The following is a 24,775-nucleotide window of genomic DNA, read 5'->3' as shown; positions in this document are numbered from 1 at the left end:
TGAAAAAGGCAGCTCCAAGGCTGCCTTTTCAGAGCAAGACCACAAAAGCCTAGAGATGGAACACGTCCACCGAACGCTCCAGCGTCTTGGCACTCTGGCGCAGCGATTGCGCAGCACTGGTCGACTGCTCCACCAGGGCCGCATTCTGCTGGGTCACGGAGTCGAGCTGGGCCACGGCCTCGTTGACCTGGGAGATCCCTATCGACTGCTCACGCGTGGCAATGCTGATCTGGTGCACCAGGGAGCCGACCTTGTCCACGGCCTGCACCATGCCGTCTATGGTCTGACCCGCGGCACGCATGCGCGCGTTGCCGTCATTGATGCCGTCGACCGTGCGGTTGATGAGCACGCTGATCTCCTTGGCCGCTTCGGCGCTGCGCTGGGCCAGTGCCCGCACCTCGCCCGCCACCACGGCAAAGCCGCGACCCTGCTCGCCGGCCCGCGCCGCTTCCACGGCCGCGTTCAGCGCCAGCAGATTGGTCTGGAAGGCAATGCTCTCGATCACGCCAATGATCTCGCTCATGCGGGTGGAGGAGCCGCGGATATGCTCCATGGCCAGTCCCACTTCGCTGATGGCCGCGCCGCTGCGGCTGGCCACCTTGCTGCTCTCGTCGCTGGCACCGGCCATGAACTGTGCCGTATCGGCCGTCTGCGACACGGTGCCCGAAATTTCCTCCATCGAGGCCGCAGTCTGCTGCAGGCTGGTGGCCTGTGACTCGGTACGCCCTGCCAGATCGAAACTGCTCTGGGCGATTTCATGGGCGGTCTGGGCAAAGCCCTGCACCTCGGTACGCACATCGCCCACCACGGCGCGCAGATTGATCTGAATCTGCTGCAGCCTCAGCATCAGCGCCCCCACGGCACCGCTGTAGCTCTGGCTGCATTCGGTGCTCAGATTACAGGCTGCCACATCGGCCGCAAAGCGGCTGGCTTCCTCCAGTCCCGCCACGCAGCGCCGTTGAAAGCGCCACAGCACGAATGCGCCGCCTGCCACCAGGCTTGCAGCACGCCAGCCCCAGGCCGCTGCACCCTGCCAACCCAGCATATCGGGCAGCATGGCGATCAAGGCCATGATGGCCAGCAGCCAGGCCATGCGCGCCACCAGGCCCACATCCTTGCGACCGTCCCACCAGCCCATCAGCCCCAGTCGGCGCACCGCGCCCGCACGCAGGCGGAAGCTGGCCTGGGCCTGCTTTTCCTCGTTGCGCATGCGCGCGTACAGCGCTTCGGCTTCGGCCACTTCCCTGGCCGAAGGTTTGGTACGCACCGACAGATAGCCGCTTGGCTTGCCGCCTTCCATGATGGGCGTGACATTGGCGCGCACCCAGTAGTGGTCGCCGTTCTTGCGGCGGTTCTTGACCAGTGCCGTCCAGGGATAGCCATGGGCAATGGTGCGCCACATATCCTTGAAGGCAGCGGCCGGCATGTCGGGGTGGCGAATCAGATTGTGCGGCTGGCCGATCAGCTCTTCGTAGCCATAGCCGCTGACGCGCACGAAGGCGGGATTGCAATGGGTGATCTCGCCCTTGGTGTTGGTGCTGGAGACCAGCAGCTCGTCACCTGGAAAGTCGTAGTTTTGTTGAGATACCGGCAGGTTCAGGCGCATGCTTTGCACTCCTCCAATAAGCCTGTTTAGTTTTTGTTCGAGAGTGAGCGATCAGGCATCCCGTCGACAGCTGGTTAACCAGATACACAAATTCACACTTGGATCATCGCACAGTGATGATTCCCGAGCCCCCAGGCTCAGAACAGAGATGCGGTATAGGGATCCGAATGCTTGACCGAGGTCAAACCATGAGGTCTGAGCAGCAGCTCGCGAGCCGCAGGATCGCCGGCACTTGCCTGCCAGAGCTGCTCGGCAATCAGGCCCGAGACCTTGACCCCCAGCAGCCTGATGCGCTTGCCAAGCGGCACGCGCTTGAGGCATTGGCCTGCGGCCAGGCGGATGGCTGCCGCATTCTGTATCGGCAGGTTCAAAGTCTGGTCCCGCGTGGCGATCCTGAAATCGTCATAGCGCAGCTTGATGCCCACGGTGCGCCCCACATAGCCCTTGCGCTGCAGATCCTCGGCCAGACGCTCGCACAGGTCCGTGAAGATCGCACCCAGTTCGGCCTTGTCGCGCACGGCATGCAGATCGCGCTCGAAGGTGGTCTCGCGACTCATGGAAACCGGCTCGCTCTCGGTTACCACGGCGCGTTCGTCCCGCCCCCAGGCAGACTCGTGCAGCCAATGGCCATAGCTTTTGCCAAACCAGTGCAGCAGCTGCGGCAGGCTTTGCGCGGCCAGGTGACCAATGGTTTCTATGCCCAGGCTCTTGAGCTTGGCATCGGCCTTGGGCCCTATGCCGTTGACCTTGCGGCAGGCCAGCGGCCAGATCCGGCTTTGCAGATCTTCGGGCTGGACGATGGAGATACCGTTGGGCTTGTTGAACTCGCTGGCCATCTTGGCCAGCAGCTTGTTGGGAGCCACACCGACCGAGCAGGTCAGGCCCGTGGCATCGAAGATGGATTTCTGGATCAGCCGGGCCAGCACGCGTCCGCCTTCGCGCTGGCCGCCGGGCACGTCGGTGAAGTCGATGTAGACCTCGTCCACGCCGCGGTTCTCCATCAGCGGAGCAATCGACACGATGATCTCTTTGAAGGCCTGGGAAAAGCGCCTGTACTCGGCAAAGTCCACGGGCAGAAGAATCGCCTGCGGGCACAGCCTGGCGGCCTTCATCATGCCCATGGCCGAGCCCACGCCGAACTGCCGTGCCGGATAGGTGGCCGTGGTGATCACGCCGCGCCCCGTGTAATCGCGCAGCAGCGGAAAGTCCGCCACCGGGATCTCGGACAGCGGCCGCCCCGCATGCCGCGCCAGTAGCTCTTCGTCAAAGCTGCGCCTCCCACCACCGATCACCACCGGCAGCCCCTTGAGCTGCGGGTAGCGCAGCAGCTCCACGGAGGCGTAGAACGCATCCATGTCCAGATGCGCGATGCGCCTGGGTCTGGGCTCGGGGCTGGTGGGAAGATCGCTCACAGCACCGATTTTGCCTGGGCTGGCCAGAGACGGCAGTCATGCGTCAAACAGGCACACAGACACCGGGAAACGGCAAGCAGCGCCAGCCCCCGGACCTGCTGCCATCCCCTCCCGAACAGAGAAGGGGAAGGCTCAAACAGCCTCAGGACGAAACCTTGCCCTGCTTGATGTCTTCGAGCTCGTCAAAGCGCATATCGGCATAGCTGACCCAGGTCTTGCGCTTGACCAGCCAGTAACCCAGCCAGAACAGCAGGAACAGCGGAATGCCCAGATAGGTCGACACCACGCCGCCCCAATCGATGCGATCTTCCAGGAAGGCCTGATAGTTCTGGCCCAGCGTCACCACCAGACACAGCACGAAGGCAAAGATGGGGCCGAAGGGGAAGGCGCCGGCCTTGTAGGGCAGCAGACCCACATCGTGACCATGCATGACATAGCCGCGACGGAAACGGTAGTGGCTGACGGCAATGCCCAGCCAGACGATGAACTCCGTCATGCCGGCCAGATTCAGCAGCCAGATATAGACGGCCTGCGGGCTGTAGAGCGAGGAAAAGAGGCACAGGCTGGCGACCAGCGTGCTGCCGATCAAGGCCACCAGCGGCACGCCGTTCTGGGTCAGCCGGGAGAAGATGCGCGGTGCATTGCCCTCGGTCGCCATGTTGTAGAGCATGCGCGTGGCTGCATACATGCCGGAGTTACCGGCCGACAGCACCGAGGTCAGGATCACCGCATTCATCACCGTGGCCGCCGACAGCAGGCCCGCGTGCTGGAACACCAGCGTGAACGGGCTCACGGCGATATCGGCCACATCGGTGCGCAGCAGCTGCGGATCGGTATAGGGAATCAGAAAGCCGATGACGACAATCGCCAGCACATAGAACAGCAGGATGCGCCAGAACACCTGGCGAATCGCACGCGGCACGTTCTCGCGCGGATTCTCGGATTCGCCCGCCGCCACGCCCACCAGCTCCGTGCCCTGGAAGGAATAGGCCACGATCATGGCCACGCCCACAAAGGTCGCGAAATTGCCGACGAATGGCGCATCGCCCGTGGTCCAGTTCTCGAAGCCCGGTACATGGCCGTTGCTGATGATGCCGAACAGAATCAGCACGCCGGTGATCAGAAAGGCCACCACGGCCAGCACCTTGATCAGCGCGAACCAGTACTCGGCCTCGGCAAAACCGCGCGCGGAAAACGCGTTCAGCCCCACCATCAGTAACAGGAACAGGCCGCTCCAGAGGATGCCCGGCACATCGGGAAACCAGTAGGCCATGACCAGTTGCGAGGCCACCAGATCCACCGCCACCACCACGGCCCAGCTGAACCAGAAGTTCCAGCCCAGCGCAAAGCCGAAGCCGCGATCCACATAGCGCGAGGCATAGGTCGAGAAGGAACCGGCCACCGGCATGAAGGCAGCCAGCTCGCCCAGGCTGGTCATGATGTAGTACACCATGATGCCGATGAGCAGATAGGTGAGCACGGCACCGCCGGGGCCGATCTGAGCGATGGCCGAGCCGGAGGCCACGAACAGGCCCGTTCCGATGGCGCCGCCAATGGCGATCATGCTCAGGTGGCGCTGCTTGAGCACCCGGTGCAAGCGGGGCTGGTTATCGTCACCATCACCAGTCGGCGCGAGCTGCTGGCTTGAGTTGGGTTGGGACATAAATGTCTTGTTGTAATGGTTTGCGCCCATCCGGACAAAACACCCAACCATCCCGCAGGCGCTGCGACAGGCAACGCAAAAAGGCGACCATGACGGTCGCGGGCAACAAGGACAAAGGAACGAAGCCATGACAGCAGAACGCCATGGCGGATAGGCCAGTTGCATCCTGAATCGGCAGCCACCCCAGTCGGGTGCTTCAATGGCAAAGCGGTGATATCGCCGGGCCCATTGACAGGCAAAGACGATATTTTGCCCAAATCCACCGCCGACCATGACCCGCCATGCCAATGCAGGGGCTGACTCTGGGGCTGCTCGGCGGCACTTGACAGCGTCTATCGCTATGAATTTAGAAGCACACTGCGCTTTAATAAATTCATTTTCATAGACAAATAATCAATATTCCCTTGAAGGATAAGCGGCAGGCGCTATCAAATAGCATGGACCCGACATGAGCAGCCATGGCTGAGCCTTGGCGCAGAAGTCTAGAAAACCCGTATATCCAGGCGCCGCCATTCTTCCTACATTTGCCCACAGGCTCTCAGCCCGGTGATGCCGAGAGAGACTGCAGCGCAAACTTGGCGCATGCAGCGCCGAAGGAGCAACCGCCCCGGAAACTCTCAGGCCAAAGGATCGGCATCGCTTTCACACACTCTGAAGAATGTCCGGACGTCATCGTCCGCCGGGCATACCGAAGGAGCAAGCGAGCAGCGCCGCAAGGCCCTGCCTCGTGAATCTCTCAGGTCCAGAACAGAGGGGGCGTTCGCTGCGCATGTTGCGCACGGGCTCCACCCTTGACGTTTCTGGAATCTGAATCATGAAGACAATCGCCGTCATCGGCGGTGGCATCACGGGCGTGACCACCGCCTACGCCCTCGCACGCCGCGGATTTTCCGTCACCCTGTTCGAGAAGCAGCGCTATGCCGCCATGGAAACCTCGTTCGCCAATGGCGGCCAGCTCTCGGCCTCGAACGCCGAGGTCTGGACCCATTGGTCCACCATCGTCAAGGGCCTCAAGTGGATGTTCAAGAGCGATGCTCCGCTGCTGCTCAACCCCAGGCCCAGCTGGCACAAGATTTCCTGGTTCTGCCAGTTTCTCGCTGCCATCCCCCATTACGAGAAAAACACCGTGGAGACCGCCAGGCTGGCGATTGCGGCACGTGAGCACCTGTTTGACTGGGCGGCCAGCGAAGGCATTGACTTCGATCTGAAGCAAAAAGGCATCTTGCATATCTACCGCGACCGAGCAGGCTTTGAACATGCGGGCAAGGTTTCCCAGTTGCTGGCCAAAGGCGGTCTGGAGCGCCGCGCCGTGACACCTCAGGAGATGCGCTCCATAGAGCCGACCCTGTCCGGAACCTTCTACGGCGGCTACTTCACCGAGAGCGACTCCACGGGCGACATCCACAAGTTCACCAGCGGCCTTGCCGCCGCCTGCGAGCGACTGGGCGTGCAATGCCGCTACGGCCAGGAAATCGTGTCGGTGAACAGCAATGGCAAGCAGGCCAGCGTGACCGTGCGCCAGGGCCTGGAAACCGAGACCTCGACTTTCGACGCCATGGTGGTCTGCGCAGGCACGGCCAGCCGCGCCCTGGCCGCCCAGCTCGGCGACAGCGTCAACATCTATCCGGTCAAGGGCTATTCCATCACGGTGAATCTGCCGGACGAAGCCAGCCGCGCCGCAGCCCCCGTGGTGAGTCTGCTGGACGACGAGACCAAGCTGGTCACCAGCCGCCTCGGCGACGATCGCTTCCGAGTTGCCGGTACGGCGGAGTTCAACGGCTTCAACAAGGACATCCGCGCCGACCGCATCCGCCCGCTCATCGAATGGGTTCAGCAGTGCTTCCCCGGTGTCAGCACGCGCAGCGTCGTGCCCTGGGCTGGCCTGCGCCCCATGATGCCGGACATGCTGCCGCGCGTGGGCCCCGACAACAAGCCCTGCGTGTTCTACAACACCGGCCACGGCCATCTGGGCTGGACCTTGTCGGCCGTCACCGCCGACATGGTCGGCGACCTCGTGCTGCAGTCCATGGGCAGCGCCAGCAGACAGCCCCGACCGGCCACGCTGAGCACCGCCAGCGCCTGACCACGACCTGAAAACCTCATCAACAAGCCAGACACGGCAGCCGCAGCGCTCCGTGAGGGGCAGCTGTTGCCGTGTGAATGGCAAAACGGAGACATACAACATGAGTCGAAATCATCCAAGCGCAGCCGGGGAGTCGCTGCAGCAGACAGGGGAGCTGGAGCGCGGCCTCAAGGACCGGCACATCCAGCTGATCGCCCTGGGCGGTGCCATTGGCGTGGGCCTGTTCCTGGGCTCGGCCAAGGCGATCCACAAGGCCGGGCCACTGCTGCTGGTCAGCTACGCCATCGCGGGGCTGGCCATCTTCTTCATCATGCGGGCACTGGGCGAGTTGCTGGTGCACCGCCCGGTGGCCGGCTCTTTTGCCACCTATGCCGAAACCTATGTCAGCCCCTGGGCCGGATTCGTCACTGGCTGGACCTACTGGTTCACCTGGGTGGTGACGGGCATGGCCGAGCTCACGGCCATAGGCATCTACACCCATTACTGGTTTCCGGCCATTCCGCAATGGGTTCCGGCGCTCGCCACCCTGGCCGTGCTGCTGGGCGTGAATCTGATTGCGGTCAAGGTCTTCGGCGAGCTGGAATTCTGGTTCGCGCTGATCAAGGTCGTGACCATTGTTGCCACGCTGGTGCTGGGTGTGGCCATCATCACCACGGGCTGGGGACCGCTGGGCCAGACGGCAAGCTTCGCCAATCTCTGGTCGCACGGCGGCTTTGCGCCCGTGGGCATGGTGGGCGTGGTCTTCACCTTGCAGATAGCCTGCTTTGCCTATACCGGCGTGGAATTGATAGGCGTGACGGCGGGCGAGGCCGAGTCGCCCGAGAAAGTGCTGCCTCGCGCCACCAACAGCATCGTCTACCGCATTCTGATCTTCTATATCGGTGCCCTGATCGTCATCATGTCGCTGGTGCCCTGGAACGAGCTCAGCCCCGACATGAGCCCCTTCGTCCATGTCTTCGACAAGCTGGGCATTCCCGCCGCTGCCGGCATCATCAACTTCGTGGTCATCACCGCCGCAGCCTCTTCGTGCAACAGCGGCATCTTCAGCACGGGCCGCATGCTCTATACGCTGGCGCAATTCAAACAGGCGCCCGCCAGGCTGGGCCGGATCAATTCACGCCATGTGCCGGCCGCCGGCATTGTGATCTCTGCAGCCTTCATGCTGGTCGGCGTGGTGCTGAACTATCTGGTGCCCGAGGAAGCCTTCATCTACGTGACCAGCATTGCCACCATAGGCGCCGTCTGGACCTGGGGCATCATCGTCTTCTCCCATCTGCGCTATCGCCGCGCCGTCAGCCTGGGTCATGCCGCAGCCGTGGCCTACCGCATGCCCGGCGCGCCGTTCACCAACTGGTTTGTGCTGGCCTTTCTGGCCGTGGTGCTGGTCTGCCTGTCGCTGGATGCCAGCACCCGCGTGGCGCTCTATATCGCGCCCCTGTGGTTTGCGCTGCTGACGATCGGCTACCGGCTCTACGCGGTCAAGCCCGAGCAGCGCCAACGCCTGGCGCAAGCGCAACAGCAAGCCGCCTGAGGCGCAGCACAGCCGCGCTGTCGATGCCCTGGCTGCAGCTGAGACAGCGACAGCCGCGGCAGCACGCTATTGATTCAGAAGCTTCTTGCGCTTTTTCATAGTTCATTTCAAAGACTTTTAGCTTTGAAAACGAGCACTGACAAGCGCTGGAAGCTCTTGAAATCAGAGCTGCAGACAGATCAGCACCAGGCCCAGCATCATCAGCGCCATGCCCAGCTTTTCGGTCAGCGACAGCTTCTCGCTGAACACCTTGCGCGAGACGATATAGCTGAACACCACCTCCACCATGCCCAGGGTGCGCACGGCAGCGGCCCCCTGCATGGCATAGGCGGTGAACCAGGCCAGCGAGGCCGCAGCGCCCATGCTGCCGGCCAGCAGCGAGATGCGCCAGGCCTTGAAGATGGGACGCAGGCCCTGCTCATGGGTTCTGACAATCCAGGCGCTCATGACGACGGACTGCATGGTCTGCGCGATCAGCACGCCCCAGGCCCCCGACAGCCAGGGCGAGCTCACGCCCAGTGTTGCGATCTCGACCGCGCCGCCGCGAAAGCCCACCGTGGCCAGCGCAAAACAGGCGCCGCAGATCAGCCCGTAGACCGAAGATTTGCTGGTCCAAGCCGAGAGCGTGAACAGCTGCCCGCGCGGCGGCAGCGACAGCATCAGCACGCCCACGGTGGCAAGCACCATGGCCAGCAGCGCCAGCCGGGTCGGCAGCTCGTGCAGAAACATGGCGGCAAACAAGGCCACCTGCAGCACCTCGGTCTTGGACAGCGTGACCGCCACGGCAAAATTGCGCTCCTTCATGGCCATGAGCAAGGCAGCCGTGGCCGCAACCTGAAAGAAGGCACCAAGCGCGATCCAGCCCAGATACGCGGCACTGAACTTCGGCAGCACCAGGGACGGATCGCCCAGACTGTACAGCGCCAGCAGATAGATGGCAGCAAACGGCAGGCCATAGAGAAAGCGCACCAGCGTGGCTGGCAAGGTGCCGACCTGCACCGTCAGCGAGCGCTGGGCCGTGTTGCGCACCGTCTGCGCCGCCGCCGCAAACAGCACCACCCCCACCCACAAATATTCCATTCCTATGCCCGGCATGAGATGCTTTCTTTTCTGTTAGCGCGCCAGCATAGCGCCGGCTGCCGGACGGTGCTGACGCGATTCGTGCAGTCCACCCGCTCAAGCCAAGGCGACGTGAAGCGCGAACGGCTTCCGTTCTGATGACGAAGCCTCCACCCCGGCAAAATAACCTCAAATCCAGACCATTGCTGCGTCTTTAGCTACAATTTCAGTTGGGTGCCCGCCGCACGAGGTGGCGATGGCAGGTGAATGTTCATGCGCAGGTCGGGCCGCCAGCGCGCCAGTCGTTTGCAGTGCAGACGGCACCAGCAGGCATTGCCTCAGATGCCGCACGCCTTCAGCGTACGACTTCAGACACCTACCGACACATGGACCCACAAACACTTGTGCAGGCCCCTGCGCCTTTTGCATCCCAAAATTCACCCCGTGTTCCCGCGCTGCAATCCGCGACCGAGCGCGTGCAGGCACAAATCTCGCACCTGCTGCATATCGAATCCTTTGCCGGCATGGTGCTCATGCTGGCCGCTGCGGCAGCCCTGATCTGGGCCAACTCCGCTGCGGCGCCAAGCTACTTTGCACTGTGGCATGCCCCCGTCGCGCTGACGCTTGGCCCGTGGAGCTTCAGCACCGATCTGCATTTCATCGTCAACGATGTGCTGATGACGGTGTTCTTTCTGGTCGTGGGCATGGAGATCCGGCGCGAGCTGCACAACGGCGCGCTGGCCAGCCTGCGCCAGGCCAGTCTGCCGCTGATCGCTGCCATCGGCGGCGTGGCCGTGCCCGCACTCATCTACGTGGCCCTGGCGGGCAACGACAGGACGCTGCTCAACGGCTGGGCAATTCCGACGGCGACCGACATCGCGTTTGCCGTGGGCGTGCTGGCCCTGCTGGGCCGCAATATCCCGGGTGCACTGCGTATTTTCCTGTTGGCCCTTGCCATCATCGACGACATCGTGGCCGTTCTCATCATTGCCTTCTTCTACTCGGGCGGCCTGCAGGCCATGGGCTTTGTGGTTGCCGCAGCCGGCGTGCTGCTGGTGCTGCTGTTCAACCGCATGGGCATTGCCGCCGCGCCCCTGTATGTGCTGCCCGGAGCCATTCTCTGGTTCGGCCTGCTCAAGACCGGCGCTCATCCCACTCTGGCAGGTGTGGTGCTGGGTCTGATGACGCCTGTGTTTGTACGTCCCGCCTCCATGCCGCTGCTGATCACGGCACAGACGGCCATGCGCAAGGCCGGCGAGCAGATGCTGAGCGGCCGCCCCGATCCGCAGCACCTGCTGCAGGAGTTGCGCATTGCCCAGCTCGCACAGCGCGACCTGCTGCCGCCTGCTCTGCGCCTGCCCATGATTCTTCATCCATGGGTGGCTTTTTGCATCATGCCCATCTTTGCGCTGGCCAATGCCGGCGTGCAGTTCTCGGACATAGACCTGAGCGCTGCCGCACCGCAGACCACGGCCATGGCCGTGCTGGTGGCCCTGGTGCTGGGCAAGCCCCTGGGGGTCTTCATCTGCACCTGGCTGGCCGTCAAGAGCGGGCTGTGCAGCCTGCCCGAGGGCCTGAACTGGCGCGGCGTGCTGCTGGTGGGCCTGCTGGCCGGCATAGGCTTTACCATGTCCATCTTTGTCGGCGGTCTGGCCTTTGCGGATGCTTCCCTGCTGGGCGCGGCCAAGCTGGGCATTCTGGCCGGCTCGGCCATGGCAGCCTTGCTGGGACTGGGCTATGGCTTTGCCATGCGCAAGCGTTTCGAGCAGCCCTGAACGCCACGACACACCGCCGGAAAATCAAAAAGGTCAGCCCTGCAAAGGACTGACCTTTTTTCATGCCGCAGAACAATCAGCTCTGCTCGAAAGGTTTCGGGTAAGTGCCGGGCAACAGAATTTCTTTGCCAACCTGGTTGATATTGGTGTGCCCGCAGAAGGCCATGGTGGTGTCGAGCTCCTTGTGGATGATCTGCAGTGCCTTGCTCACGCCGGCCTGGCCATAAGCCCCCAGGCCATAGAGGAAGCTGCGACCTATCATCGTGCCTTGCGCACCCAGTGCGCGGGCCTTGAGCACGTCCTGACCGCTGCGAATGCCGCCATCCATCCAGACTTCGATGTCCTTGCCCGCAGCCTCTGCAATCGATGGCAAGGCTGCAATCGAAGAAGGCGCACCGTCAAGCTGACGACCGCCATGGTTGCTGACCACCAGCGCGTCAGCACCGCTTTGTGCCGCCAGGCGCGCATCTTCAGCATCCATCACGCCCTTGAGAATGATCTTGCCGCCCCAGAGCTTCTTGATCCATTCCACATCGCTCCAGTTCAGTGACGGATCGAACTGATCTGCCGTCCAGGACGACAGCGAGGACACATCGCCCACACCATCCACATGGCCAACGATATTGCCGAAGCTGCGGCGCTTGGTACCCAGCATTCCAAGGCACCAGTGCGGCTTGGTCGCGAGATTGATGAGGTTTGCCAGCGTGGGCTTGGGCGGGGTGGACAGGCCGTTCTTGATGTCCTTGTGGCGCTGACCCAGGATCTGCAGGTCCAGCGTCACCACCAGCGCCGAGCAGTTGGCTGCCTTGGCGCGATTGATCAGGCGCTCCATGAAGGCCTTGTCGCGCATCACATAGAGCTGGAACCAGAACGGATGGCGATCGGTGTGCTCGGCTATGTCCTCCAGCGAGCAGATGCTCATGGTGGACAGCGTGAACGGCACGCCAAAGACCTTGGCGGCCTTGGCTCCAAGAATCTCGCCATCGGCATGCTGCATGCCGGTCAGGCCCGTGGGCGCAATCGCCACCGGCATGGCGACCTCCTCGCCGATCATGGTGGTGCGCGTGCTGCGCCCTTCCATGTTCACGGCCACACGCTGACGCAGCTTGATTGACTGGAACTCGTCTTCGTTGGCCCGATACGTGCCCTGGGTGTAAGAGCCCGAATCGGCGTAGTCATAGAACATGCGCGGCACACGACGCTTGGCCACCACACGCAGGTCTTCGATACAGGTGATTTTGGAAAGATCGCTCACGACTTCTAGCCTTGTAATTGGAGTTGAACCCGATGGTAGCCCTCATCGCCGTCATCGGCAGTTCACTATGGTTTGAAGTGATTTATGCCGGTTTTGAAATTTTCTTCAGCGAGGGAAAATCAAGGGCTAATGCTAGGTATGCAAGCCTATTCGCACAGCCACCATCCTTGTCACCACAACAAACAGGAGACAACAGAGATGGTTTGGCAACAGGTCTATGACCCTCTATCGAATATGTGGCTATCCACATTGCTGGCGGCCATTCCGGTCGTGGTGATGCTGGTGGGCCTTGGTTTTCTGCACATGAAGGCCCACCTGGCCGCAGGAGCAGGCCTGATTGCAGCGCTGCTGATTGCAGTCTTTGTCTACAACATGCCCGGCGAAATGGCGGGGCGCGCAGCCTTGTTCGGCGGCTTCACCGGCCTGCTGCCCATTGGCTGGATTGTGCTGAACATCATCTTCCTGCATCAGCTGACCGAGCAGAACGGCAGCTTCAAGGTGCTGCAGGATTCACTTTCCGGGATCACCGAAGACCGCCGCATCCAGTTGCTGCTGATTGCCTTTTCCTTCGGTGCCTTTTTCGAGGGCGCTGCCGGCTTCGGGACACCCGTGGCCGTGACGGCAGCCATCCTGATCGGCCTGGGCTTTTCTCCACTGGCGGCATCCGGTCTGTCGCTGATCGCCAATACCGCACCCGTGGCCTTTGGCGCCCTGGGCACGCCCGTCATCACGCTGGCCAAGGTCCATGGCTACGATCTGATGGAAGTGACCGCCATGATCGGCCGCCAACTGCCTTTCTTCTCGGTGCTGGTGCCGTTCTGGCTGATCTGGGCCTTTGCCGGTCGCAAGGGCATGATGGAGATCTGGCCCGCGATTCTGGTCACCGGCCTGTCGTTTGCCATTCCCCAGTATCTGGTCTCCAACTTCATCGGCCCCGAACTCGTGGACATCATCGCGGCCATTGTTTCCATGGCCAGCCTGATCCTGTTCCTGCGCGTCTGGCAGCCCAAGAAGATCTGGACCTCGGCCTCGCTGCGCGGCAAGGATATCAGCGCCTCCGAAGTCAAGCCGCCACAGCCCGTGGCCAAGCACAGCAAGAGCGCGCTGATCGCCGCCTGGACACCCTGGATCATTCTCTCGGTGTTTGTCTTCATCTGGGGCCTGCCGCCGGTCAAGGCCTGGCTCAACAGCCTGTTTGCCCCCGCCTTCCCCATGACGGGCCTGCACAATCTGATCGAGAAAATGCCGCCCGTGGTGCCCCAGCCGACCAAGGAGGGTGCGGTCTACACGCTGAACCTGCTGTCGGCCACCGGAACAGCCATCCTGTTCTCGGCCATCGTCAGTGCCTTCGTCATGAAGTACAACCCGGTGACCATAGTGCGCACCTTCTTCAAGACCACCTGGCTGGTACGCTACTCGCTGCTGACCATCGTGCTGATGCTGGCCCTGGGCACGCTGACACGCTACTCGGGCACCGACACCACCCTGGGCCTGGCCTTTGCCAACACAGGTGTGCTCTACCCCTTCTTCGGCACGCTGATGGGCTGGCTGGGCGTGGCGCTCACAGGCTCGGACACGGCGTCCAACGTGCTGTTCGGCGGCATGCAGAAGGTCGCCGCCGACCAACTGGGCCTGTCCCCCAACCTCATGGGCGCCGCCAACAGCTCGGGCGGCGTGATGGGCAAGATGATCGATGCGCAATCCATCGTCGTGGCTTCGACCGCCACACGCTGGTTCAACCGCGAAGGCGACATCCTGCGCTACGTATTCTTCCACTCCATCGCCCTGGCCTGCCTGATGGGTCTGTTCGTCACCATGCAGGCCTATGTCTGGCCGTTCAAGCTGATGGTGAACTGAGCCCCCGAGCCGCTTTGCGGCTTGCCCTGACGGGACACCTCAAAGAGCCACACTGGCCCTTGCTCGGTATCTCTGGCCTGGGCCGCGGCGGCTTTCCGCCGCGCATGTCCCTTTTCTCAACCCACCAGATGGGCATTCCAGCAGCCGCAGCGCCTTCGGGCCTGCGGCTTTTTTGCGCCGTTTGCATGGGCTCAATGGAATGCCAATTCTAAAATTGGTACTACCAATCAATTATTTAAAACAAGGGAAAACCACTAATTCATGAGCAAAACCTCATTTCTATAATCCTCTTTACCCGAAATCGCCACATATTGGTCATACCAATTTAACAAACGAAGCCGAACAAAACTGCGTGACAGCGTCCGGCACAGGGTGACACGGTTGTTTAAAGAATTGACGGGGAAGCTTCTGGACGCTCAGGAGGGTTGCCCTCCCCGCATAAATCCAGGAGATCAAGGCAATGCAAGAAATCTGGTCGCAGAACTACGACCCCGCAGGCAATGTGTGGGTGTCGGCGCTGGTGGCGCTGATCCCCATCATTTTTTTCTTTCTCGCGCTGACCAAACTGCGCCTCAAGGGCTATGTGGCGGGCACCATCACGGTGGCGCTGTCCCTGGCCGTGGCGCTGCTCTTCTATCGCATGCCCGTGGCCAATGCGCTGGCAGCAGGCGTCTACGGCTTCTTCTATGGCCTGTGGCCGATTGCCTGGATCATTGTCGCGGCGGTGTTTCTCTACAAGGTCTCGGTCAAGACCGGACAGTTCGACATCATCCGCTCGTCGATTCTCTCGGTCACAGAAGACCAGCGCCTGCAGCTGATCCTGGTGGGCTTTTGCTTCGGTGCCTTCCTTGAGGGAGCCGCCGGCTTCGGCGCCCCCGTGGCCATCACGGCAGCACTGCTGGTGGGCCTGGGTTTCAGGCCTCTGTATGCAGCCGGCCTGTGCCTGATCGGCAATACCGCCCCCGTGGCCTTCGGCGCCATGGGCATTCCCGTCATCGTGGCCGGTCAGGTCTCGGGGGTCGATGTCATGGCCATCAGCCAGATGGCCGGCCGCCAGCTGCCGTTCATGACCATCATCGTGCTGTTCTGGCTCATGGCCATCATGGACGGCTGGCGCGGCGTGAAGGAAACCTGGCCTGCGGTGCTGGTCGGCGGCGGCAGCTTTGCACTCGGACAGTTTCTGACGGCCAACTACATCGGCCCCGAACTGCCGGACATCACCTCGGCCATCTTCGCCCTGGTGACACTGACCACTTTCCTCAAGTTCTGGCAGCCCAAGCGCATCTTCCGCTTCGACACCGAGCCGGGCGCAGCAAAGATCCAGACGACAGCCCCTGCCAAACTGACGACCGGCATGGTGATCAAGGCCTGGTCGCCCTTCATCATCCTCACGGCCATGGTGACCATCTGGAGCCTCAAGCCCTTCAAGGCGCTGTTCGCCTCGGGCGGTGCACTGTCCGGCACGGTCTTCAGCATTCCCGTGCCCATGCTGCACAATCTGGTGCAGAAAATGGCTCCCGTCGTCGCCGCGCCCACGCCCTATGGCGCGGTCTATTCCTTCAACTGGCTGTCGGCCACTGGAACCGCGATCCTGATCGCCGCCGTGCTCGCCATTCTTTTGCTGCGCCTCAAGCCAGCCGTGGCAGTCCAGACCCTGGGCGAGACCTTCAAGGAACTGGCCCTGCCCATCTACTCCATCGGCATGGTGCTGGCCTTTGCCTTCATCGCCAACTACTCCGGCCTGTCCACCACGCTGGCCATGGCGCTGGCCCATACGGGCAAGGCCTTTGCGTTCTTCTCGCCCTTCCTGGGCTGGGTCGGCGTATTCCTCACAGGCTCGGACACCTCGGCCAATGCGCTGTTCGGCGCCCTGCAGGCCACGACGGCCGCCCAGCTGGGGCTGCCCGAGGTTCTGGCCGTGACGGCCAACACCACCGGCGGTGTGACCGGCAAGATGATCTCGCCCCAGTCCATCGCCATTGCCTGCGCGGCCGTGGGCCTGGCCGGCAAGGAATCGGACCTGTTCCGCTTCACCGTCAAGCACAGTCTGGCCTTCCTGGTGCTGATCGGCATCATCTGCACGCTGCAGGCTTATGTGTTTCCGTGGATGATTCCCACCACCTGAAACTCCTGCCCGACCCCATGCCCGCCATCCGCCTGTCCGACCGCGTTGCCCAGCAGTTGCTGGAGCTGATCCAGAGCACCCAGCTCCAGAGCGGCGCCAAGCTGCCGACCGAGCGGGCGCTGGCCGAGCAGCTGGGGGTCTCGCGCACGGCGCTGCGCGAGGCCATACAGAAGCTGGCCAGCCGCGGCGTGCTCGAAAGCCGCGTGGGCGCCGGCACTTTTGTCGGCTCGCGCGTTCCGCTGTGGCACGAGCAGGCCGTCGCACCGCTGGAGTCCTTGTTGCGCGACGACCCCCAGTATCGCTACGACGTGCTGGAAGCACGCCAGGCGCTGGAGCTCAGCACCGCCTGGTATGCGGCCCAGCGTGCCACCGACAAGGACAGGGACCGCATCCGCCGCTGCTTTGACGACATGCTGCGCCACCAGCAGGCGCGCGATGCCGCCAGCGCGGCCCGCTCCGACGCACAGTTCCATCTGGCAATTGCCGAGGCTTCGCACAACGCCGTGCTGGTGCAGCTCATGGGCAGCCTCTTCGAGCTGGTGCTGGGTACCGTGGCCCAGAACCGGCGCCTGATGTTCGTGCATGATGATCTTTCGACGCTGGAGCATCTGACTGCGCAGCACCACAACCTCATGCAGGCCATTGTCGACGGCGAGCCGGAGCAGGCCAGAAGCGCCATCGGCCAGCACCTGGCCTATGTTCACGAAAAGCTGTCCGAGTCGGATGCCGAAACGGCCCGACGCAAGCGGCTGGATCGTTTCTCCTCTTCCTCCGCCATTTTTTCATGATCATTTCCTCCACCACCGACTACCGCGCGGCTGCGCAAAAGCGCCTGCCGCCCTTTCTGTTCCACTACCTCGACGGCGGTGCCTATGCCGAGAAGACGCTGGCCCGCAATGTCGATGACCTGGCCGACGTGGCCCTGCGCCAGCGCGTGCTGAAGGACATGAGCCAGCTGGACACCAGCATCGAGCTGTTCGGCGAGAAGTTCTCGATTCCCGTGGCGCTGGCTCCCGTGGGGCTGACCGGAATGTTCGCCCGCCGCGGCGAAGTGCAGGCCGCCATGGCCGCTGATAAAAAGGGCATCCCCTTCACCATGTCCAGCGTCTCGGTCTGCCCCATCGAGGAAGTCGCGCCCAGGCTGGGCCGGCCGATGTGGTTCCAGCTCTATGTGCTCAAGGACCGGGGCTTCATGAAGAACGCGCTGGAGCGCGCCCAGGCTGCCGGCGTCTCCACCCTGGTCTTCACCGTGGACATGCCCGTGCCTGGCGCCCGCTACCGCGATGCGCATTCGGGCATGAGCGGCCCCAACGCCGCCATGCGCCGCTACCTGCAGGCCGTGACCCATCCGCACTGGGCCGTGGACGTGGGCCTGATGGGGCGCCCGCACACGCTGGGCAATATCTCCACCTACAAGGGTCAGAACGTCTCGCTCGAAGACTATATGGGCTATCTGGGCGCGAACTTCGATCCCTCGATCTCGTGGTCGGACCTGGAGTGGATCCGTGACTTCTGGAAGGGTCCCATGCTCATCAAGGGCATTCTCGATCCCGAGGACGCCAGGGATGCCGTGCGCTTCGGGGCCGACGGCATCATCGTCTCCAACCACGGCGGGCGCCAGCTCGACGGCGTGCTCTCCTCGGCACGCGCCCTGCCGGCCATTGCCGATGCCGTCAAGGGCCAGATCAAGATCCTGGCCGACTCGGGCGTGCGCAACGGCCTGGACATCGTGCGCCTGCTGGCCCTGGGCGCAGACTGCACCATGATAGGCCGCGCCTTCGTCTACGCGCTGGCCGCGGAAGGCGAAGCCGGCGTCACCAACCTGCTGAACCTGCTCGAAAAGGAAATGCGGGTGGCCATGACGTTGACCAGCGTCAAGAAGGTCTCGGAGATCACTGGCGATCTGCTGGTGCGCTGAGCGCCTCTGAGAGACGGCGCTGCTGCCTCCCGATGGCTTGGCTTGAGGACAGTCATGTCCGGCGGTAATGCCCCGTCTGCAAACCGCTGACCCCAACCAGCGGTTTTTTCATGTCTATCTTTTTTTCTTGATGTCCTCGGGGCCCGCAACCAGTGCGCCGGCACCGCGCACTTCCAGCGCAATGCTGTCCAGCACCTTGCCGGAGGCATCAAGCAGCTCCAGCTTGTGGCGCCCCGGCCAGGGCAGCCAGCCCAGCTGACTGCCACGCCCCAGCTCGCGCTGCACTTCCCGCATCACGGGTTGGGCGTTCTTGTCTGCTGTGGCGGGCGCTCCATATTGCCGGGTCACCAGCCGCCAGCGCAAGCTGCTGTCGCGCCAGTCCTGCTCGGCCGCCATACCGGCCTGGCGCGCCACCAGCTGCACGCGCTGGCTATCGGGCGGAATATCGGGGTCCAGCGCCAAAATGGTGCCATTGGCCGGACGCGAGATACGCACAGCGGCCGCAGCCGCAGCGCTGCCGGACTTGCTGCCTTTTTGCCTGGCTAGGCTTTTCTGCTCTGCACTGCCCGCCACGTGATCCATGGCAAACAACGACTGCTGCGTGCCTTCCACAAACCATTCGCCACGGGCGCTTTCGATGGGCGTTCCGCCACTGGCCAGCGCGCCAAACTGCACTTGCTGCTGCAGCACGCCGATCGGAGCCCTGGGCGCGCGGCTGGACAGGTTGCGATGCAAAAAGCCCATGATATCGGCCCAGATGGGCGCTGCGCCGCTGGTGCCGCTGACCGAATGCATGGCCTCGCCACCCGCATTGCCCACCCAGACGCCCACGGTGTAGCGCTCGGACCAGCCCACGGCCCAGTTGTCGCGCATATCCTTGCTGGTGCCGGTTTTCACGGCCGTCCAGAAGCGCGTGGCCAGCACGCTGTCCGTGCCGAACGTCGGGGCCCGCGCCATATTGTCGGAGAGAATGTCGCCCACGATAAAAGCTGCCCGCGCATCCAGTGCCTGCACCGCGTCGTCGCCGGTTTTGCCGCCGGCCTTGCGGCTTTCAGTCTGAGGCAAGGCCCAGCTCACGGGACGATATTGACCGCTATTGCCCAGTGCCCGATAGGCATTGGTCAGATTGAGCAGCGCGACCTCGCTGCTGCCCAGCGCCAGGCTGAAGCCGTAATAGCCTCCGCTTTCGCGCAGCGGCAGACCCAGTTTTTTGAGCTGCTCGAAGAAGGCGTCGGGCGTGACCATGACCAGCGTGCGCACCGCAGGCACATTGAGCGAGGAAGCCAGCGCCGTGCGCGCCGATACCCAGCCCTTGAAGCGCCGGTCGTAATTCTGCGGAATATAGAGGCCGTTCTGCGTGGGAATATGGGCCGATGAATCCTCGATCAGCGAGGCGGCCGTGATGCGCTTTTCGGCAATCGCCTGGGCGTAGAGAAACGGCTTGAGCGTGGAGCCGGGCTGACGCAGCGCAGTGACGCCATCGACCTCGGACGCCTGGCTCAGCGTGCCCGAAGAGCCCACCCAGGCCAGAATCTCGCCTGTTCGGTTGTCCAGCACCACGGTCGCACCATCTTCCACATTGCGGCCCTGCAACTCGCGCAGATGCTGCTGCAGGCTGGCCACGGCAAAGCGCTGCAAGGGTGCGCTCAAGGTTGATCGCACCTGCTCCTGCCCCCTGTTCTGAGGCAGCGCCAGCCAGCGCCGCGCGAAATGCGGGGCCACGCCCTCGCTGGCCAGCCATTGACGCCGCTGCAGCACGCTGGAGGTGTAGAGCTGCATGGCCGAGCAATCCCTGGCCGCCACATCATCGGGCACCATCACCTGCAGCACGCCACAGGCACGCTGGGCCACCCGCTCCACCGAGGCATTGGGTGCCCGCACCAGGGCTGCGGCAATGGCGGCCTCGCGCGCGTCCAGCCCGTGTGCTGCCTTGCCGTACAGGCTTTGCGACAGCGCAGCGATACCCACGATCTCGCCGCGGAACGGCACCAAGTTCAGATAGGCCTCGAGAATCTGGTCCTTGCGCCAGCGCCTGTCCAGCACCTGGGCCGCCACGGCCTGCCCCACCTTCTGCACCACGCTGCGCCCACCCGGTCCCTGACGCCAGTCTCCATCCAGCAGACCGGCGAGCTGCATGGTGATGGTGCTCGCGCCGCGCGTGCGTGTGTTCCAGAGGTTGCCCCATGCAGCTGCGGTGACGGCAGCCCAGTCCACGCCGCTGTGCTCGTAGAAACGCTTGTCCTCGCTGAGCACCAGGGCCGTGCGCAGTGCCGGCGAAACATCGGCCAATGCCACCCAGGGACCGCGGCGCACCGTGCTGTCGGTGCGCAAGCGCTGCAGCACCTCGCCTTCGCGCGAAAGCAGAAGGGTCTCCGACGAGCGATGGTCGCTGCGCACCTCGTCATAGCTGGGCACGGCTTGGCTGCTGGCGGCAAGACCCAGCCACAAGGCGGCCGTCATGCCAACGGCTCGCCAGAACGGCTTCATTCTCTGGGGCTGGAAATACCGCTGCATGCCTTGTTTCATGTCTTTGTGCGCTGTTGGAAGTCAGCAGGCATTGTCCCAAAGATGGCATGGCAAACTGTCCGCTCAGGCAAGCGGCAATAAAAAAGCGGCTCCAGCGAGCCGCTTTTTTCCGGAACCACCGCCTTTTCTTCAGGCCGTGAACTTCTTGATCTTGAACGCCAGTATCACCATCAGCACGCCAAAGATGACGGCATAGGTCGCCAGCACCCACAGCATGGCCATCATGCCCGCGCCGGGTTGCATCAGCACGAAGATGCCGAACAGCACCGAGAGCAGCCCCCCGAGCACCAGCACCCATTCGCCTTGAATTTCCTTGCGCAGACGCAGCGCCGCGACGATCTGCAGCACACCGGTCATCAAGGCCCAGACGCCGATATAGATGGTCAGAACCAGCGCCGTAATCGCAGGGTTGATGACCGTGAGCACCCCCACCACCACACCCGTCAGCCCCCACAGCAAAACCACCCACCAGTGGCGCGACTGTTGACGGCTCTTGATGGCGGTGTAGATGCCTAGCAAGCCGTCGACAAACACATAGGCGCCAAACACCAGCACCAGCGCGGCGGCGGACGCCGCAGGCTGCATCCAGGTCAGCACGCCGAAGATGATGGCTGCGGCGCCGCGCAACAACAGCACCCACCAGCTACGGTGCAACATGATGGACATGGACGGAATTTCTACAGGCATGAAGACTCCTCTCTTTTAGAACGTGTTTACGTTCTCAGGGTTTCACAACAGTGCGACTTGTGCAGCCACTCGTCTCTCGAATCCAGCTTCGACCCTAGCAACAAGCTCAGCCCAGCGTCAACATCACAGGCTGGTGATCAGACGCCTGTGTGGCGCTGTCAACACTCCAAGTGTGCACTCTCTGACACAAGCTATCGCTGACCCATATCAAGTCGCATGCCCCAGGCTCTGCCCCCCAGGTTCGATCCACCAGTCTGAAGGTCGGAGGCTGCGGTTGCCCGGGATACAGCACATCCCAGCTATTGCGCCACTGCCCGGCCTGCAGACAGCCTTCCTCGCCGGCAACCCAAGGTGCGGACAGAACGGCATATTCGGGCTCGTGCGGCTCGAAGTTGAAATCCCCACAAAGCACGGCATGGCGGGTATGCGGCTTGGTTTGATAGGGCGAGCCATCGCTGGCCGGCTGAGGCGGGGCATCGGCCAGCGCACAGGCCTGCATCTGCAGGGCACGCAGTGCGCCGGCCTGCGCCATGCGCTGACGCGCCGAGAAATATTCGAGATGCGTGGTCATGATGCGTACCGGTCCCAGCGCCGCGTCATCGACCGTGACCACGGAACACATGCGCTGCATGCAGCGCATATCGGCTTGGGCCGGCATGGGCAGCAGATAGTGCTGAACCAGCAGCACCGGCAGCCGCGTGGCAATCAGATTGCCAAAACGCTGATGGCCACTGGACGTGAATTCATCGACCGATGCGCCAAAGAAAATCTGCCAGCCCGGCAACAGCGCCTTCAGCTCGGCCAACTGGTCGCCGGGCCTTCCTTGCAGATCGGGGTAGTTGACGGCGATTTCCTGCAGGCACAGCACATCCAGACCGCCGGACTGCTCGCCCATTTGCAGCGCGTGACGCACGATGCGTTCCACACTGACCAGTCCATCCATGCCGCAGCACCATTGCACATTCCAGGTCAGGATATTCATCTTGTCGCGTCTTTCCAGATTGAAAGTGGCTGAAGCCCCGGCAGCCACTATTTTTACAGCAGCTGATCAGGCCAAGTTCTCGCGCAACTGGAACACATTGCCTTCCTTGTCCATGGCATTGCAGGCCGCAAAGCCAGGACCTTGCCAACGCTCGTCAAACACTTGTCCGCCCAGCGCCTGTGCTGCGCTTTCGGCGTCGGCAATCGCCGGCACGGTGACAAAGAACTTGAGTGCCACATCGGCGCGGCGCTGCGGTGGCGTGCCGATCTTGACCCGCGCCGCAATCTCGGCCGGCAGGGCGTGAATCACCAGTTGCAACACGGCGGACTCCAGCACGATGACGTGCGCATCTTCATGCAGTCGCCGCATGCCCAGAACCTGCTCATAGAAGCCTGCCAGACTCTGGAAATCCTTGGCATAAATCAGCACACCAGCAGCAGCGGGACCGGGCATCGTCAACTCCTCAAATGGTTTGACTGTATCCCAGTCACTTGATGCCCGCACGCATGAAGCTTTGCACGAACTGGCGCTGGAACAGCAGGAATGCAATAAGCAGCGGCCCTGAAGTCATCAGTGTGGCGGCGCAGATGGTCGACCATTCCACGCCCGATTCCACGCTGGAGAAAACCTGCAGGCCCACGGTGAGCGGACGCGACTGCACGCTGTTGGTGATGATCAGAGGCCAGAGAAAATTATTCCAGTGAAAGCTCACCGAAACCAGCGCAAACGCCGTGTAGACCGGCCTGGCCAGCGGTACGTAGACACGCCAGAGAATCTGCAGCGTGCTGGCACCTTCCACGCGCGCGGCTTCGTCCAGCTCGCGGGGTATGCCCATAAAGGTCTGGCGCAGCAAAAAGATGGCAAAGGCCGAGGCGAAATACGGCAGACCTATGCCCGCCAGAGTATCGATCGCCCCCAGCCCGGACATGGTCTGATAGTTCGCCACCAGCAGAATGTCCGGCATGATCATCAGCTGTATCAGCACCAGCGCAAACGCTACATTGCTGCCGCGAAAGCGCAAGCGTGCAAAGGCAAATGCAGCCAGCGTGGACAGCAGCAGCTGCACCGCCAAAATCATGGCCACCAGCAAGATGGTGTTGAGAAAATAGCGCGCAAACGGCGCGGCTTCCCAGGCATGGCGGAAGTTCTGCAGCGTCCAGGGCGCGGACAGATCCAGGCGCGTGGACGCATCGGAGGGGTGAAACGCCGTCCAGACCGCATAGGCCAGCGGCAGCAGCCACAGCAGGGCCAGCGTCCAGGCAGCCAGGGTGTCCAGCCATGAAGCGCCATAAAAGCTCACGCCCTGGATTGCCCGGGCGCTCCTGCGCCCTGGCAGAAATGAAGCAGCTGTCATTGATAGTGCACCTTTTTGTCCAGCACGAAGAACTGGAACAGCGCCACGGCAGCCAGCACCACGACCAGCACCACGGTGATGGCCGCGGCATAGCCGGTATCCCAGAACTTGAAGCCCACTTCGTAGAGGTGATAGAGCAGCAGCGTGGAGGCATTGTCCGGTCCGCCACGTGTGAGGATGAACACATGGTCCACGAGCCGGAAGGCATTGATCACGGCGTTGACCAGGATGAACAGCGTGGTCGGCATGAGCAGCGGCCACTGCACGCGGCGCAGGAAATACCAGCGCGATGCGCCTTCGATGACCGCTGCCTCCTTGAGGCTGGGATTGAGCGTCTGCAGCGCGGCCAGATAGAAGATCATGAAAAAGCCGGCCTCCTTCCACACGGCCACCAGCGTGATGCAGGCCAGGGCCGTGGAAGGATCGCCCAGCCAGTTGTGCGCGTCCAGGCCCAGTGCGCCGCGCAGTTGCTCCAGCAGCCCGTACTGGGGCGTGTAGAAGAACAGCCAAATATTGGCCACGGCAATCATGGGCAGCACCGTGGGCGTGAAATAGGCCATGCGCAGCAAGGCCCGCCCCGCGAGCTTCTCGTTGACCCACAGCGCCATCAGCAAGGCCAGCCCCATGGACAGCGGAATGGTGGCAGCAGCAAACCAGAGGTTGTTGCGCACGGCCTGCCAGAACACGGGGTCGTCGACCATGAGCGCATAGTTTTCCAGCCCCACCCATTCTCCGGACTGGCCGCCACGACCCGTGGCATGCAGGCTGTCGATCAACGTGGACAAGGCCGGCCAATGTGTAAAGCCCAGCAGCAGCACCAGCGCCGGCATGAGCAGCAGCCAGGCATGCACGGCCTGCTTTCGTGCTGCGGCCTGCGCCAGCCTGCGGGCGGCCCCGGATGACAAGGGCGCAGACATGGCACCCTTGCCGGGTTCAAGCGCC

19 protein-coding genes and 1 riboswitch are annotated in these 24,775 nt (G+C 62.8%); of the genes, 8 read left to right on the top strand and 11 right to left on the bottom strand.

The window, feature by feature from the left end; all coding sequences use genetic code 11:
• Window positions 1–49: 49 nt before the first annotated feature.
• The 3 genes from V8Z78_RS08320 to V8Z78_RS08310 all read right to left on the bottom strand — a co-directional run bounded on the left by V8Z78_RS08320 (window position 50) and on the right by V8Z78_RS08310 (window position 4,681).
• Window positions 50–1,606: a methyl-accepting chemotaxis protein gene (locus V8Z78_RS08320; protein WP_280040127.1), complete on the bottom strand. Its 1,557-nt coding sequence runs from the start codon at window positions 1,604–1,606 to the stop codon at window positions 50–52.
• A 137-nt stretch (window positions 1,607–1,743) separates the two neighbouring features.
• Window positions 1,744–2,961 carry a DNA polymerase IV gene (gene dinB / locus V8Z78_RS08315; RefSeq protein WP_349731260.1) on the bottom strand — a complete coding sequence of 406 codons (1,218 nt, stop codon included), beginning with the start codon at window positions 2,959–2,961 and terminating at the stop codon, window positions 1,744–1,746.
• A 199-nt stretch (window positions 2,962–3,160) separates the two neighbouring features.
• Window positions 3,161–4,681 carry an amino acid permease gene (locus tag V8Z78_RS08310; RefSeq protein ID WP_003067734.1) on the bottom strand — a complete coding sequence of 507 codons (1,521 nt, stop codon included), beginning with the start codon at window positions 4,679–4,681 and terminating at the stop codon, window positions 3,161–3,163.
• Between the two features lie 543 nt (window positions 4,682–5,224).
• Window positions 5,225–5,324: riboswitch (glycine riboswitch) on the top strand.
• A 171-nt stretch (window positions 5,325–5,495) separates the two neighbouring features.
• On the opposite strand from V8Z78_RS08310, the gene V8Z78_RS08305 reads away from it, so the two are divergent.
• Together V8Z78_RS08305 and V8Z78_RS08300 are read left to right on the top strand one after the other, a co-directional pair.
• The gene (locus V8Z78_RS08305) at window positions 5,496–6,764 is read left to right on the top strand and encodes a D-amino acid dehydrogenase (RefSeq protein ID WP_349731226.1); all 1,269 of its coding nucleotides are present in this window, start codon (window positions 5,496–5,498) and stop codon (window positions 6,762–6,764) included.
• 100 nt (window positions 6,765–6,864) lie between these two features.
• Window positions 6,865–8,295 (top strand): amino acid permease, encoded by a 1,431-nt coding sequence (locus V8Z78_RS08300; protein WP_349731225.1) that lies wholly within the window; start codon window positions 6,865–6,867, stop codon window positions 8,293–8,295.
• 162 nt (window positions 8,296–8,457) lie between these two features.
• Here the strand turns inward: V8Z78_RS08300 and V8Z78_RS08295 are convergent, their stop codons facing one another.
• On the bottom strand, window positions 8,458–9,390 hold the full coding sequence (locus tag V8Z78_RS08295; RefSeq protein WP_046460333.1) for an EamA family transporter: 933 nt from the start codon (window positions 9,388–9,390) through the stop codon (window positions 8,458–8,460).
• A gap of 350 nt (window positions 9,391–9,740) precedes the next feature.
• Here V8Z78_RS08295 and nhaA point away from each other — a divergent pair, with 350 nt between their 5' ends.
• On the top strand, window positions 9,741–11,129 hold the full coding sequence (gene nhaA, locus V8Z78_RS08290) for a Na+/H+ antiporter NhaA (RefSeq protein WP_349731224.1): 1,389 nt from the start codon (window positions 9,741–9,743) through the stop codon (window positions 11,127–11,129).
• A gap of 76 nt (window positions 11,130–11,205) precedes the next feature.
• On the opposite strand, the gene V8Z78_RS08285 is transcribed toward nhaA, so the two are convergent.
• A complete protein-coding gene (locus tag V8Z78_RS08285; RefSeq protein WP_349731223.1) occupies window positions 11,206–12,384 on the bottom strand; it encodes an alpha-hydroxy acid oxidase in 1,179 nt (392 codons plus the stop codon).
• Window positions 12,385–12,416: 32 nt separating this feature from the next.
• Here V8Z78_RS08285 and V8Z78_RS08280 point away from each other — a divergent pair, with 32 nt between their 5' ends.
• The 5 genes from V8Z78_RS08280 (at window position 12,417) to lldD (ending at window position 18,284) form a co-directional block, all read left to right on the top strand.
• Window positions 12,417–12,605, top strand: a complete 189-nt coding sequence (locus V8Z78_RS08280) for a hypothetical protein (RefSeq protein ID WP_131361368.1) — start codon at window positions 12,417–12,419, stop codon at window positions 12,603–12,605.
• Window positions 12,583–14,241 (top strand): L-lactate permease, encoded by a 1,659-nt coding sequence (locus V8Z78_RS08275; RefSeq protein ID WP_003067746.1) that lies wholly within the window; start codon window positions 12,583–12,585, stop codon window positions 14,239–14,241. The genes V8Z78_RS08280 and V8Z78_RS08275 overlap by 23 nt, the downstream gene beginning before the upstream one ends.
• Window positions 14,242–14,701: 460 nt before the next feature.
• Complete coding sequence (gene lldP / locus V8Z78_RS08270; protein ID WP_003067748.1) at window positions 14,702–16,366, top strand: L-lactate permease; 1,665 nt, start codon at window positions 14,702–14,704, stop codon at window positions 16,364–16,366.
• 17 nt (window positions 16,367–16,383) lie between these two features.
• Window positions 16,384–17,154 (top strand): transcriptional regulator LldR, encoded by a 771-nt coding sequence (lldR, locus tag V8Z78_RS08265; protein ID WP_349731259.1) that lies wholly within the window; start codon window positions 16,384–16,386, stop codon window positions 17,152–17,154.
• Window positions 17,151–18,284 (top strand): FMN-dependent L-lactate dehydrogenase LldD, encoded by a 1,134-nt coding sequence (gene lldD / locus V8Z78_RS08260; RefSeq protein WP_046460330.1) that lies wholly within the window; start codon window positions 17,151–17,153, stop codon window positions 18,282–18,284. The genes lldR and lldD overlap by 4 nt, the downstream gene beginning before the upstream one ends.
• A 114-nt stretch (window positions 18,285–18,398) precedes the next feature.
• On the opposite strand, the gene pbpC is transcribed toward lldD, so the two are convergent.
• From pbpC to V8Z78_RS08230, 6 genes are all read right to left on the bottom strand, one after another.
• Window positions 18,399–20,771 carry a penicillin-binding protein 1C gene (gene pbpC / locus V8Z78_RS08255; RefSeq protein ID WP_050788991.1) on the bottom strand — a complete coding sequence of 791 codons (2,373 nt, stop codon included), beginning with the start codon at window positions 20,769–20,771 and terminating at the stop codon, window positions 18,399–18,401.
• Window positions 20,772–20,939: 168 nt separating this feature from the next.
• Window positions 20,940–21,497, bottom strand: a complete 558-nt coding sequence (locus V8Z78_RS08250; protein WP_012837236.1) for an HdeD family acid-resistance protein — start codon at window positions 21,495–21,497, stop codon at window positions 20,940–20,942.
• 106 nt (window positions 21,498–21,603) lie between these two features.
• A complete protein-coding gene (locus V8Z78_RS08245; RefSeq protein ID WP_003067758.1) occupies window positions 21,604–22,479 on the bottom strand; it encodes an endonuclease/exonuclease/phosphatase family protein in 876 nt (291 codons plus the stop codon).
• Between the two features lie 66 nt (window positions 22,480–22,545).
• Window positions 22,546–22,932, bottom strand: coding sequence for a VOC family protein (locus V8Z78_RS08240; protein ID WP_003067760.1), 387 nt, complete (start codon window positions 22,930–22,932; stop codon window positions 22,546–22,548).
• 34 nt (window positions 22,933–22,966) lie between these two features.
• A complete protein-coding gene (locus V8Z78_RS08235) occupies window positions 22,967–23,833 on the bottom strand; it encodes a carbohydrate ABC transporter permease (protein WP_034362726.1) in 867 nt (288 codons plus the stop codon).
• Window positions 23,830–24,750: a carbohydrate ABC transporter permease gene (locus V8Z78_RS08230; RefSeq protein ID WP_046460342.1), complete on the bottom strand. Its 921-nt coding sequence runs from the start codon at window positions 24,748–24,750 to the stop codon at window positions 23,830–23,832. The genes V8Z78_RS08235 and V8Z78_RS08230 overlap by 4 nt, the downstream gene beginning before the upstream one ends.
• Between the last annotated feature and the right edge of the window lie 25 nt (window positions 24,751–24,775).

Source organism: Comamonas sp. wu1-DMT (genome assembly GCF_040187805.1).
GTDB classification, from domain to species: Bacteria; Pseudomonadota; Gammaproteobacteria; order Burkholderiales; family Burkholderiaceae_C; genus Comamonas; species Comamonas thiooxydans.
This window is presented reverse-complemented; position numbering and strand designations above follow the sequence as displayed.

Coding starts and splice junctions, on each gene's coding strand:
- V8Z78_RS08300 (WP_349731225.1), top strand. CDS start 6,865: ATGAGTCGAAATCATCCAAGCGCAGCCGGGGAGTCGCTGCAGCAGACA.
- lldD (WP_046460330.1), top strand. CDS start 17,151: ATGATCATTTCCTCCACCACCGACTACCGCGCGGCTGCGCAAAAGCGC.
- V8Z78_RS08245 (WP_003067758.1), bottom strand. CDS start 22,479: ATGAATATCCTGACCTGGAATGTGCAATGGTGCTGCGGCATGGATGGA.
- nhaA (WP_349731224.1), top strand. CDS start 9,741: ATGGACCCACAAACACTTGTGCAGGCCCCTGCGCCTTTTGCATCCCAA.
- V8Z78_RS08295 (WP_046460333.1), bottom strand. CDS start 9,390: ATGCCGGGCATAGGAATGGAATATTTGTGGGTGGGGGTGGTGCTGTTT.
- V8Z78_RS08310 (WP_003067734.1), bottom strand. CDS start 4,681: ATGTCCCAACCCAACTCAAGCCAGCAGCTCGCGCCGACTGGTGATGGT.
- V8Z78_RS08230 (WP_046460342.1), bottom strand. CDS start 24,750: ATGTCTGCGCCCTTGTCATCCGGGGCCGCCCGCAGGCTGGCGCAGGCC.
- V8Z78_RS08250 (WP_012837236.1), bottom strand. CDS start 21,497: ATGCCTGTAGAAATTCCGTCCATGTCCATCATGTTGCACCGTAGCTGG.
- dinB (WP_349731260.1), bottom strand. CDS start 2,961: ATGGATGCGTTCTACGCCTCCGTGGAGCTGCTGCGCTACCCGCAGCTC.
- V8Z78_RS08280 (WP_131361368.1), top strand. CDS start 12,417: ATGGTAGCCCTCATCGCCGTCATCGGCAGTTCACTATGGTTTGAAGTG.
- V8Z78_RS08235 (WP_034362726.1), bottom strand. CDS start 23,833: ATGACAGCTGCTTCATTTCTGCCAGGGCGCAGGAGCGCCCGGGCAATC.
- V8Z78_RS08305 (WP_349731226.1), top strand. CDS start 5,496: ATGAAGACAATCGCCGTCATCGGCGGTGGCATCACGGGCGTGACCACC.
- lldR (WP_349731259.1), top strand. CDS start 16,384: ATGCCCGCCATCCGCCTGTCCGACCGCGTTGCCCAGCAGTTGCTGGAG.
- lldP (WP_003067748.1), top strand. CDS start 14,702: ATGCAAGAAATCTGGTCGCAGAACTACGACCCCGCAGGCAATGTGTGG.
- V8Z78_RS08320 (WP_280040127.1), bottom strand. CDS start 1,606: ATGCGCCTGAACCTGCCGGTATCTCAACAAAACTACGACTTTCCAGGT.
- V8Z78_RS08240 (WP_003067760.1), bottom strand. CDS start 22,932: ATGCCCGGTCCCGCTGCTGCTGGTGTGCTGATTTATGCCAAGGATTTC.
- pbpC (WP_050788991.1), bottom strand. CDS start 20,771: ATGAAGCCGTTCTGGCGAGCCGTTGGCATGACGGCCGCCTTGTGGCTG.
- V8Z78_RS08275 (WP_003067746.1), top strand. CDS start 12,583: ATGGTTTGGCAACAGGTCTATGACCCTCTATCGAATATGTGGCTATCC.